At 67.6% G+C, this 11124-nt stretch carries 12 protein-coding genes and 1 pseudogene; 8 read left to right on the top strand and 5 right to left on the bottom strand.

What is annotated here, in order from left to right:
* Positions 1 to 218 precede the first annotated feature (218 nt).
* Entirely contained in the window at positions 219 to 800 is a 582-nt protein-coding gene (locus tag ATK30_RS13405; RefSeq protein WP_101435888.1) for an NADPH-dependent F420 reductase, read from the bottom strand.
* A 73-nt stretch (positions 801 to 873) separates the two neighbouring features.
* Between ATK30_RS13405 and ATK30_RS13400 the strand changes: the two are divergent.
* Positions 874 to 1176: pseudogene (locus ATK30_RS13400) on the top strand (winged helix-turn-helix transcriptional regulator); the annotation flags it as partial.
* Positions 1177 to 1181: 5 nt separating this feature from the next.
* On the opposite strand, the gene ATK30_RS13395 reads toward ATK30_RS13400, so the two are convergent.
* Complete coding sequence (locus ATK30_RS13395) at positions 1182 to 2111, bottom strand: sugar-binding domain-containing protein (RefSeq protein ID WP_101440806.1); 930 nt, start codon at positions 2109 to 2111, stop codon at positions 1182 to 1184.
* Between the two features lie 185 nt (positions 2112 to 2296).
* Here ATK30_RS13395 and ATK30_RS13390 point away from each other — a divergent pair, with 185 nt between their 5' ends.
* From ATK30_RS13390 to ATK30_RS13365, 6 genes are all read left to right on the top strand, one after another.
* A complete protein-coding gene (locus tag ATK30_RS13390) occupies positions 2297 to 3304 on the top strand; it encodes a zinc-dependent alcohol dehydrogenase family protein (protein WP_101435887.1) in 1008 nt (335 codons plus the stop codon).
* Positions 3291 to 4637 (top strand): ABC transporter substrate-binding protein, encoded by a 1347-nt coding sequence (locus ATK30_RS13385; protein WP_101440805.1) that lies wholly within the window; start codon positions 3291 to 3293, stop codon positions 4635 to 4637. The genes ATK30_RS13390 and ATK30_RS13385 overlap by 14 nt, the downstream gene beginning before the upstream one ends.
* Positions 4634 to 5566 (top strand): carbohydrate ABC transporter permease, encoded by a 933-nt coding sequence (locus ATK30_RS13380; protein ID WP_101435886.1) that lies wholly within the window; start codon positions 4634 to 4636, stop codon positions 5564 to 5566. Before ATK30_RS13385 ends, ATK30_RS13380 begins: the two co-directional genes overlap by 4 nt.
* 89 nt (positions 5567 to 5655) lie before the next feature.
* The gene (locus ATK30_RS13375; protein WP_101440804.1) at positions 5656 to 6444 is read left to right on the top strand and encodes a carbohydrate ABC transporter permease; all 789 of its coding nucleotides are present in this window, start codon (positions 5656 to 5658) and stop codon (positions 6442 to 6444) included.
* A gap of 12 nt (positions 6445 to 6456) precedes the next feature.
* Positions 6457 to 7539 (top strand): ABC transporter ATP-binding protein, encoded by a 1083-nt coding sequence (locus ATK30_RS13370; RefSeq protein WP_101435885.1) that lies wholly within the window; start codon positions 6457 to 6459, stop codon positions 7537 to 7539.
* A 111-nt stretch (positions 7540 to 7650) separates the two neighbouring features.
* Complete coding sequence (locus ATK30_RS13365) at positions 7651 to 8223, top strand: DUF3995 domain-containing protein (RefSeq protein WP_101435884.1); 573 nt, start codon at positions 7651 to 7653, stop codon at positions 8221 to 8223.
* Between the two features lies 1 nt (position 8224).
* Here the strand turns inward: ATK30_RS13365 and ATK30_RS13360 are convergent, their stop codons facing one another.
* Positions 8225 to 8815 carry a TetR/AcrR family transcriptional regulator gene (locus ATK30_RS13360; RefSeq protein WP_101435883.1) on the bottom strand — a complete coding sequence of 197 codons (591 nt, stop codon included), beginning with the start codon at positions 8813 to 8815 and terminating at the stop codon, positions 8225 to 8227.
* A gap of 51 nt (positions 8816 to 8866) precedes the next feature.
* Here ATK30_RS13360 and ATK30_RS13355 point away from each other — a divergent pair, with 51 nt between their 5' ends.
* Positions 8867 to 9667, top strand: a complete 801-nt coding sequence (locus ATK30_RS13355; RefSeq protein ID WP_101435882.1) for a class I SAM-dependent methyltransferase — start codon at positions 8867 to 8869, stop codon at positions 9665 to 9667.
* A gap of 7 nt (positions 9668 to 9674) precedes the next feature.
* On the opposite strand, the gene ATK30_RS13350 is transcribed toward ATK30_RS13355, so the two are convergent.
* Together ATK30_RS13350 and ATK30_RS13345 are read right to left on the bottom strand one after the other, a co-directional pair.
* Positions 9675 to 9869 carry a ferredoxin gene (locus ATK30_RS13350; RefSeq protein WP_037356317.1) on the bottom strand — a complete coding sequence of 65 codons (195 nt, stop codon included), beginning with the start codon at positions 9867 to 9869 and terminating at the stop codon, positions 9675 to 9677.
* Positions 9870 to 9909: 40 nt separating this feature from the next.
* Positions 9910 to 11115 (bottom strand): cytochrome P450, encoded by a 1206-nt coding sequence (locus ATK30_RS13345; RefSeq protein ID WP_101440803.1) that lies wholly within the window; start codon positions 11113 to 11115, stop codon positions 9910 to 9912.
* Positions 11116 to 11124 lie beyond the last annotated feature (9 nt).

Here is an 11124-nt window from a genome sequence, read left to right as displayed (position 1 = left end):
GAGCCATACCAATGTTTGCCGCCATCGCGGGGAAACCCGAGTCACCGGGCCAGTTTCGCGGGCGATCGGCGACCCGGGCATCCGGTGAAACCACCCAATTCGACCCTGAGGTCAGCTCTGGTCGCTCAGGGTCGGCGGTAACGCCGGAGCGGCTGCCCAAGTGACCGCGAATCCACTGTGGACAGAAATGCGCGCGCAGTCGGTTGCGACAGAGCGATTCAGGCGCTCATGAGCATGGATCGCGCGTCCAGGCCGTCGAACCACAGGCCGATCGCCAGCCCGGCCGCGGCTTCGAGCAGGGCGGCTCGGTCCAGTCCGCCAGCGGGCAGGGGAGTGCAGCCCACGTCTCGGACCAGCTCCGTAGCCACTTCGACGGCCTCCGGGGCACCACAGAGCGGGACGCCGAGCGGACGGCCTTCGAACAGCGGCGGCGTCATCCGCCAGACGTCCACGTGCGCGAGGTTGAACGCCTTCACCACCGACGCACCCGGGGCGTATTCGGCGATGCGAGCGGCCACCGGTTCGCCGGTCGCGCCAGGCGTGTTGGTGCAGTCGATGAGGACTTTGCCGGTCAGGTCGAGCGGGGTGAGCAGGGCTTCGAGGGCGGTGGTGGGGACGGCCAGCAGAATGGCGTCCGCTCGGGCGGCGGCGTCGGCCCAAGAAAGAACCTCCGCGCCGAGCTCCGCTGCCAACGCAGCAGCGGAGGACGGGGAACGACCGGACACGGTCAGGTCGTGCCGGGTCCATTGGCCGCCGAGGGCGGACGCCATACCGCCGGTGCCGAAGAGGGCGATGCGCATGGGAAGGTCTCCTGTCGTCGCGTGGTTGTACGGAAGCGACGTTATGGACCACGGCAGGAACCGAAAGGTAACTATGGAGTTCATCGCCGACTGCCGCACCCGGCTCGCGTTCGACCTGGTGGGCAACACCTGGCATCCGGTCGTGCTGTGGGCGTTGAAGAACGGCCCGCTGCGGCACGGCGAGCTGCGCACGCGCATCGGCGGGATCAGCGCGAAGGTGCTCACCGAGGCGGTGCGCAAGCTGGAACGCGACGGGCTCGTCGAGCGCGCCTCGGGGGCGTATCAGCTCACCGAACTCGGGGTGAGTTTCCTCGGGCCGATCGAGGGATTCGGGCGCTGGGTGGCGGAGTACGGCGATCAGGTGCTCGAAGCGCAGCTAGCTCACGAGGGCAATGGCCTCGCCCGCGCCAGTTCCAGCAACGGTACGGCCGCCGCGGCGTCGGTGACCAGCGTCGACACCAGCCCAGACCGCAGCACGGCGTCCACGGCCTCGGCTTTCGGCCGGCTGTAACCGATCGCGATCACCTCGGGGACCGCCATCAGCTCCTCGTGGCTGATCGCGAGCACGTGGTGCGCCAGTCCGGTGCCGAGCGAGTTGCCGTCCGCGTCGAACAGCCGCGCGGCGACCTCGGCGGTCGCGCCCCGGGCGGCGATGGCGGCGCGCTCGGCCTCGTCCAGGGCGTCGTAGACGGTGGACTCCCCGGCCTCCCACGAACCGATGCTCACCACGGCCTTGGTGAGTTTCCCGAACTGCGCGAACGTTTCCGCGATGCCCGGCTGGTGCCGCAGGATCTCGGTGGTCCGCCGGTCGGGCAGGACGAGCGGGCCGAAAATCGGGTACGAATCGCCGCCGGACACCGACGTCACGCGGCTGACCGTCTCCACCGAACGGCCGCGCATGTCCATCCCCGCCTGCACCCCGCACAACTGCACGATCGGGCAGCGCGGCAAGGTCCGGATCGCCTCGGTCATGGCGTTGACCGACCGCGCCCAGGACAGCCCGATGACGTCGTCCGGGGTGGCGATCTCCTCCAGCAGCCGGGCGGCCAGCGCGCCGACCTTCTTGCGGACGATCTCCCTCGGTTCCTTCTCGGCTGCTCGTTCGAGCACGAGCACGCGGTCCAGCCGGTAGGCGCGGCGGATGTCGTCGGACAGTTCGACGTCGATCGGCGCGGGCAGGTCGAACTCGATCCGCACCAGCCCGCTCTCGAGCGCCGTGTCCAGCATCCGCGCGACCTTGAAGCGGCTCACGCCGAACTCGTCGGCGATCTCCAGCTTCGAGGCGCCCTGCACGTAGAACCGCCTGGCCATGGTCGCCAGCAGCAGCGTCTCGGTCAGCGGCGGTGACCCCTTTTTCCTGCTCACATGAGCAGGATAGCGCAAAAATGAGCTTTGCTGGTTGACGGATCCCCAGGTTGCGGCCTCTAATGCCTACGCCTGTTACCTACGGCATAAGTCAAAATCGCTCAAAAGAGCACCTTGGAAGGTGATGACGCATGCGCGCCGCGATCGTGGACCGGCCCGGGGAGATCCGGGTCGGCGAGGTTCCCGATCCGAAGCCCGGGGAGCGCCAGGTCGTCGTGAAGGTGGGTGCCTGCGGGATCTGCGGCACGGACCTGCACATCGCCGACGGCCACTTCCCGCCGACCCCGTATCCCATCGTTCCCGGGCACGAGTTCTCCGGGGAGATCGTCGAGCTCGGCGCGGACGTGCCCGCCGAGTGGAAGGTCGGCGACCGGGTCGCGGTCGACCCGTCGATCTACTGCGGATACTGCACCCCGTGCCGTTCCGGGCACGGCAACCTCTGCGCGAACTGGAACGCCACCGGCGACACGGTCAACGGCGCGTTCGCCGAGTACGTCGCGGTGCCCGCCGACACCTGCTACCGGATGCCCGACTCGATGACCTGGGAACAGGGCGCGCTGGTCGAACCCGTTTCCTGTGCGGTGCACGGCGTGCGCCGGATCGGCGTGGAGGCGGGCGAACGCTTCCTCGTGGTCGGCGCGGGCACGATGGGCCTGATCATGCAGCAGCTCCTGCTCCGTGCGGGTGCGCACGTGACGATGGTCGACCGCAACGCCGCACGGCTGCCTCGCGCGACCGACCTCGGCGCGACCGCGGTGGGCTCCGACGTGTCCGAATTGGACGATGAACGCTTCGACGCCGCGGTGGACTGCACTGGCGCGGCACCCGCCATCGAAGCCGCGTTCAACGCGCTTCACCGCGGTGGCCGGTTGCTCGTGTTCGGGGTTGCCCCGGCCGAAGCACGGGTCGCGCTTTCGCCCTTCCGCATCTACAACGACGAAATCACCATCGTCGGTTCGATGGCTGTGCTGAACAGCTACGGCAACGCGCTCGACCTGGTCGCGAACGGCTACATCGACACCGAGGCGCTGATCACCGACACGCTTCCGCTCGAGCAGTACCCCGAGGCGCTGGCGAAGATGCGCAGCGGGTCCGGCCTCAAGATCCAGGTGCTGCCCGGAGGTGGTGGCGGTGCGTAAACTCCTGTGCCTCCTGGCCGCGACAGCGTTGTTAGTGACGGGATGCGCCGGAGCCGGGGCGCTCGGCACCGGCGGGCGGACACTGGTCGTCGCGATCGTGTCCAATCCGCAGATGAAGGACGCCATCTCGCTCAAGGGCGAGTTCGAGCAGGCCAACCCCGGGATCAAGCTCAAGTTCGTCTCCCTGCCGGAAAACGAGGCAAGGGCGAAGATCACCGCGTCCACCGCCACCCAGGGCGGCGAGTTCGACGTGGTGATGATCAGCAATTACGAGGCTCCGCAATGGGCGGCCAACGGCTGGCTGGAGAACCTCGAACCGCACATGAAGGCGACGCCGGGGTACGACGAGGCCGACTTCATCCCGAGCATCCGGCAGTCGCTGTCGTATGAGAACCAGATGTACGCGGTGCCGTTCTACGGTGAATCGTCCTTTGTGGTCTATCGCAAGGACCTGTTCCAGAAGGCCGGGCTGAACATGCCGGCGCATCCGACGTGGGAGCAGATCGCCGATTTCGCCGCGAAACTCGACGACAAGAAGGCCGGTGTCGCCGGGATCTGCCTGCGCGGCAAGCCAGGCTGGGGCGAGAGCCTCGCGCCGTTCACCACGGTGGCGAACACCTTCGGCGCGCAATGGTTCGACAAGAACTGGAACGCGAAGCTCACCAGCCCGGAGTTCACCCAGGCAGCGAACTTCTACGTGAACCTGCTGCGCGAACACGGCGAGGTCGGCGCCTCCAGCGCCGGGTTCACCGAATGCGGCACGAAGTACGCCCAGGGCAACGCGGCGATGTGGTACGACGCCACGTCGATGACCGGCACCACGGAAGACCCGAAGACCAGCCACGTCGTCGGCAAGAACGGCTACGCCGCCGCTCCGGTGGAGAAGACCCAGGCGAGCGGCTGGCTCTACACCTGGGCGCTGGGCATCCCGAAGGTCGGCAAGAACAAGGACGACGCCTGGAAGTTCATGGCGTGGATGACGAACAAGGAGTACGCGAAGAAGGTCGGCGAGACCTACGGCTGGAACCGGGTGCCGCCGGGCACGCGCAAGTCGACCTATGAGATCCCGCAGTACAAGGAAGCCGCGAAGGCCTACGCCCAGCCGACGCTGGATGGCATCGCGGCGGCCAACCAGCAGAAGACGATGGCGAACCCGGTGCCGTACCCGGGCATCCAGTTCGTCGGGATCCCGGAGTTCCAGGACCTCGGCACCCGGGTGAGCCAGCAGCTGTCCGCCGCGATCGCCGGTCAGACCTCCGTCGCCGACGCGCTCGCGCAATCGCAGAAATACGCGGAATCCGTCGGAAAGTCCTATCAGGAGGTGCAGCGATGAGCACCCTCTCCGTCCCCGCCGGAACCGCGCCGGCGACCGTGAAGCCCGCTGCGAGGAAAGCGACCGGTTCGGCCGGGAAACGACGGCTGCCGCTGCTGCCCGCGCTGATCTTCGTGATCGCGGTGACGCAGATTCCCTTCCTGCTCACCGTGTTCTACTCGTTCCAGTCGTGGAACCTGGTGCGGCCGGGCTCGCGGCATTTCGTCGGGTTCCGCAACTACATCGACGTCTTCACCGACACGACGTTCCTCGGCGCGCTGCTGAACACAGTGGTGCTCACCGTGGTTTGCGTGTTCCTTTCGCTGTTGCTCGGGCTCGGGCTCGCCGTCCTGCTGGACCGGAAGTTCTTCGGTCGCGGCTTTGTCCGGACGCTGCTGATCACCCCGTTCCTGATCCTCCCGGCGGCCGGTGCGCTGCTGTGGAAGACGACAATGTTCGACCCGACGTACGGGCTGCTGCATTTCGTGTTCGGCACGGACACGGACTGGCTTTCGCAGTTCCCGCTGGCCGCGGTGATGGCGCAGATCATCTGGCAGTGGACGCCGTTCATGACGCTGCTGATCCTCGCCGGGCTGCAGAGCCAGTCGAAGGAGGTGCTGGAGGCGGCGTCGGTGGACGGCGCGAGCCGCTGGCGCACCTTCGTGTCGATCACGCTGCCGCATCTGTCGCGGTTCCTGCAACTGGCCACGCTGCTCGGCGCGATCTACATCGTGAACAGTTTCGACGCGATCTTCCTGATGACGCAAGGCGGTCCGGGCACGGCCAGCACGAACCTGCCGTTCTACATCTACCAGCGCGCGTTCGAGGGCTTCGACATCGGACAGTCGTCCGCGATGGGCGTCGTGGTGGTCATCCTGACGATGATCGTCGCCACGTTCGCGCTGCGGCTGATGTTCCGCGCGTTCTCCGTGGACGGAGGAGTCAAGTGAGCACCGCAACCGCCACCGCGTCGCCCGCCGCCACCGACACCGCGCCGCCTTCTCGGCGCAGGACCAAACGCCGCTACGGTCCGGGCACGCTGACCGTCGCGACCTGGATCGTCGCGATCCTCTTCGTTTTCCCGTTGCTGTGGATGATTCTCACCGCGTTCAAACAGGAAAACGACGCCTACACCGATCCGCCGAAGCTGTTCTTCAGCCCGACGTTCGACCAGATCTCGAACGTCCTCAACAGCGGTTTCCTGCCGTACCTGGGAAATTCGGCGTTCGTCACGGTGATCTCGACGCTGCTCGTGCTGCTGCTGGGAATTCCGGCCGCGTACGCGCTGTCGCTGGCCCCGGTCAAGGGCACGAAGAACGCGCTGGGCTTCTTCCTGTCGACCAAGATGCTGCCGATCGTGGCCGCGATCATCCCGCTGTACGTGATCTCGCAGAACACCAACCTGCTGGACACGGTGTGGGCGCTGATCATCCTGTACACCGCGATGAACCTGCCGCTCGCGATCTGGATGATGCGGTCGTTCTTCCTGGAAGTGCCCGGCGAAATGATCGAGGCGGCGCGGATCGACGGCGCGAATCTGCCGACGCTGCTCCGCAAGATCATCATGCCGGTGGTCGCGCCGGGAATCGCCGCGACCGCGCTGATCTGCGTGATCTTCTCCTGGACGGAGTTCTTCTACGCGGTCAACCTCACCGCCGCCCGCGCCGGCACCGTGCCGGTGTTCCTGGTCGGCTTCATCACGAGCGAGGGCCTGTACTGGGCCCAGCTGTCCGCCGCCGCGCTGCTGGCCTCGCTGCCGGTGATGATCGTGGGCTGGATCGCGCAGAACCACCTGGTGCGCGGGCTGTCCATGGGCGCTGTGAAGTAAGGGAGAACGCAGATGTCCGCTGAAGTGATCTACGACCAGGCGTCGCGTATCTACCCCGGGAACCCGGGCGTCCGCGCGGTCGACCAGCTGAGCCTCGAGGTCCCGGACGGCGAATTTCTCGTGCTCGTCGGCCCGTCCGGTTCGGGCAAGTCCACCGCGCTGCGGATGCTCGCCGGACTGGAGGACGTCAACGAGGGCTCGATCCGGATCGGCGACCGCGACGTGACCGACCTGCCGCCGAAGGACCGCGACATCGCGATGGTGTTCCAGTCCTACGCGCTGTACCCGCACATGACGGTCGCCGACAACATGGGTTTCGCGTTGAAATTGCGCGGTTTCTCGTCGGCCGACATCAAGAAGCGGGTCGACGAGGCCGCGACGATGCTCGACCTGTCGCGGTACCTCGACCGCAAGCCGAAGGCGTTGTCCGGCGGGCAGCGGCAGCGGGTCGCGATGGGCCGGGCGATCGTGCGCGAGCCGAGCGTGTTCCTGATGGACGAGCCACTGTCCAACCTGGACGCGAAACTGCGCGTGGAAACCCGGGCCAACATCGCGAAACTGCAGCAACGGCTCGGCACGACGACCATCTACGTGACCCACGACCAGGTCGAGGCCATGACGATGGGCGACCGGGTAGCGGTGCTGAAGGACGGCGTGCTGCAGCAATGCGATTCGCCGCGGTCGTTGTACGAGAAGCCGGCGAACTCGTTCGTGGCCGGCTTCATCGGGTCGCCGGCGATGAACCTGGCGACGCTGCCCCTGACCGACGGCGGCGTGCAACTGGGCGACCTGGTGGTGCCGCTGCCCACCGAGGTGCGGACAGCGGCGGCTGGGCTGTCCGAGATCGTCTTCGGGATCCGGCCGGAGTCGCTGCGCCTGGTCGGCGAGGCGGACGAGGGCTTCGAGCTGGTGGTGGAGCTGGTCGAAGAACTGGGTGCGGACGCGTACCTGCACGGCAAGGTCGGGGACGACCGATTCGTGGTCCGGGTCGACGGACGGACACCGCCCCGGATCGGCGACAACGTCCGGGTGGCGTTGCGCGGCGAGGGCGAGACGCACGCGTTCGATCCGAAGACGACGCTGCGGCTGGGCTGAGCGGAGGTGTCGGTGCCGGTGCTCTCCGGCACCGACACCTAGCTCTCGCGGGGGAGATGCCTCCCCCGCGCGCCCGATCCTTTCCGCTGCATTTCGCGCGAGGCTTGGCGCATGTCGCTGAAGCAAGCGGAGCTGAGCAAGTGGCCGGGTTACGTCGCCGCGGCCTGGGGATTGCTGTTCGCGGTCCCCAGCTTCGTCTGGGCGACCGGCAACACCTTCGGCGCGCAATCGACGGTGTCGCCGCCGCTGGTCAAACTGGCCCAGGACCGGGTGCCGTGGTTCGTGGCCGTCCTGGTGATCACTGGTCTGCTGAAGGTTTTCGGTGCCGTGATCGGCGTCAGTCTGACCCGGCCGCTCGGCCGATGGCTCAGCCGGGCGATGGTGCTCTGCGGCGGTGGTGCGGCGATCCTGCTGACCTGGCACGGCGGGCTGTTCGTCGTGCAGGGCGTGCTGGTCAAGACGGGAGCCTTCGCCGTCGAACCCACTGCGCTGGTCAACTGGTATCTCTACCTCTGGGGGCCGTGGTTCATCGCGGGTGGTCTCGCGTTCGCCGGAGCCGCCGCGCTTTACCTCAGGCGCAGCGATGACCGGCGCACGTTGACGCGGTACGGAGCGGTCGGCGCGCTCGGTGCGCTCGGTGCCTTGGCGCTGTCGATTGCCGCGCTCGCGACAGGTCTTGGCTGAGTCAGCGGAGGGCTCCGGCGAGGACGGTGGCCGCCATCTGCCGGACGGCTTCCTCGCTCGGAGGCTCCCCAGTCCGATCGGCGAAGAGCAGATGACCTGCCCCGATGAGCGTCGGAGCCAACGTCTGTACATCGGCATCCGGAGCGAGCCGGCCGAGGTTTCGTTCCGCGGCAAGGTAATCCGCGAGCACGTTCGCCGCGTCGGTCGCCAGCGGAATCCCCGGGCCCGGCCGCGCCGCCCGGAGCCGGTGCCGGAGTTCGTCGCGGAAGGTGATCAGGGCGACGATCGACACCGCGACTGACGAGAAGACTTCGGTGAGCACCTCGGCCACCGTTTCGACCACGTCGCCGGTTCCGGCTCCGGCGCGCAGGTCGTCCGCGCGGGCTTCGAGCCGATGGATCCGGTCGAGCACCAGAGCGGCGAGGAACGCGTCGAAATCCTCGAAATGCCGGTGCAGCACGCCCTTCGCGCAATCCGCTTCGGTGGTGACGGCGCGGCTGGTGAGTCCGCTCGGCCCTTCGCGCAGCAAAACCCGTTCCGCGGCATCGAAAAGCTGGGCGCGCACGTCGCGGAGATGGATCCCGGTGGGCAACTCGACGGTCCTCTCTAGCCATAGTGGGCACTTGCCCACTATGGTGGGCACATGCCCACTTTACCCGGTTCCGAACCGCATCAGCACCGGACCATGGCGGAATCGTTCGGCGTCGATCCCGAGCGCTACGACCGAGCCCGCCCGCGTTACCCGGACGAGTTGGTGACCGCTGTCCTCGCGGCGAGCCCGGGGAAGGAAGTTCTCGACGTCGGCTGCGGTACCGGCATCGAGGGGCGGCAATTCCTCGCGCGCGGCGCGGTGGTGCTCGGCGTGGAGCCGGACGCGCGGATGGCGGAGTTCGCGCGGCGCGATTTCCCGGTCGAGGTCGCGAAATTCGAGGATTGGGACCCGGCGGGACGGACGTTCGACGCCCTCGTGTCCGGACAGGCATGGCACTGGGTCGAGCCGGGCGCGGGAGCCGCGAAGGCCGCACGGGTGCTCCGTCCGGGCGGCCGCTTCGTCGCGTTCTGGCACGTCTTCATGCCGCCGGAAGAAATTTCGCACGCCCTGGCGGACGCGTTGCGCCGGGCGATGCCGGACTCGCCGTTCAGCGGCAACTACCTGAAAAGCCCCAGCGCACAGGCCTATCAGCCGATGCTCGACAAGGCCGCGGCCGGCCTGGCCGGGACCGGCGCGTTCGCCGAAGCGGAGAACTGGCATTACGAATGGACGCAGGACTACCGCCGCGACGAGTGGCTGGACCTGCTCGCCACGCAGGGCGGCGTCACCGTGGCGACTCCGGAGCAACGCGACCAGGTGCTCGCCGAGGTCGGCGAAGCGATCGACGCGCGCGGCGGCCACCTGACGACGAAGTACTCGACCGCCGCGGTGACCGCCGTCCGCTTGTCCTGACCGCCGGTCACTCCTCCAGCGAAAGCGCTTGGCTCGGGCAGATGTTCACGGCCTCGCGCGCCTTCTCGACCAGTTCGCCGTCCGGAGTGTCGTTGAGGACGATGACCGTGCCGTCGTCCTCGCTCTGGTCGAACAGCGCGGGCTCGGTGAGCACGCACTGGCCGGCGCCGACGCACTTGCCGGTGTCCGCGATGATCTTCATGATGGCCTCTTCCTGGCTTGTGGTGGGAGCACTCTGATCTCTACCAGGTCACCGGCAACTGGTACAGGCCGAAGATCGTGGCGTCTTCCTTCACCGGGATCTCGTCGACCGGCAGCACGCTCTTCAGCGTCGGGATGCGGCGGAACAGCGTGTCGAACACGATCTGCAGCTCCATCCGCGCCAGGTTCTGGCCGAGGCACTGGTGCGGTCCGAACCCGAACGCGACGTGGTGGCGCGCACCGCGTTCGAGGTCGAGCTTTTCCGGGCTCTCGAACACCTCCGGGTCCCAGTTCGCGGCGTAGCCGAGCACGAGCACGCCCTCGCCTGCTTTGATCGTGACGCCGCCGATCTCCACGTCCTCGGTCGCGACCCGGGCGGTCGCGCCTTCGACGATCGTGAAGTAGCGCAACAGTTCCTCGACCGCGAGGAGCGTCTTGCCCGGATCGGCCTCGATCGTCGCGCGCTGCCCGGGATTCTCCAGCAGCCCGATGGTGCCGAGCGAAATCATGTTCGCGGTCGTCTCGTGCCCGGCGACCAGCAGCAGGAAGGACAGCCCGATCATCGCGTCGTGGTCGTAATTGCCCTGCTCGCGGCGTTTGACGATCTGCCTGCCGAGGAGGTCGTCAGTCGGGTCTTTCTCTTTCGCCGCGACGAGGCCGCTGAGGTACTCGCGCAGTTCCTCGGACGCCTTCTTGCGGTCCTCGATACTGGTGCTGCGCCGGATGAGCGCCATCGTGCGCTGCTGGAAGTAATCGTGATCGGTGTACGGGACGCCGAGCAGCTCGCAGATCACCAGCGACGGCACCGGCAGCGACAGTTTTTCCACCAGGTCCGCCGGTTTCGGCCCGGCGAGCATTTCGTCGATGAGCCCGTCGACGATCTCCTGGATCCGCGGCCGCATCGCCTCGACGCGCTTCACGGTGAACTCGCCGAGCACCTCCCGGCGGGCCTCGCCGTGCTCGGGCGCATCCATCCCGATCATGGCTTTCTGCTTGGTGTTGCTGAGGATCGCGGCCCCGCCCTCGGCCAGGAACGGGAAGCCGGGCAGGAACCGGTCGGAGGAAAACCGGCGGTCGCCGAGGATCTGCCGGGCTTCCGCGTGCCGCGTGGCGACCCAGGCTTGTTTGCCGCCGGGGATCTGTACCCGGGTGAGCGCGCTTTCCTCGCGCATCCGGACGTACTGCTCCGGCTGGGAGAACGGGCAGGTGCGGGCGACCGGCATGCGGAGTTCTTCAGTGGCAGTCATCGTTTCCCC

The organism is Amycolatopsis echigonensis (assembly GCF_002846615.1).
GTDB lineage: Bacteria > Actinomycetota > Actinomycetes > Mycobacteriales > Pseudonocardiaceae > Amycolatopsis > Amycolatopsis echigonensis.
The sequence above is the reverse complement of the archived record's forward strand: the minus strand, read 5'-3'. Positions and strand labels throughout refer to the sequence as shown.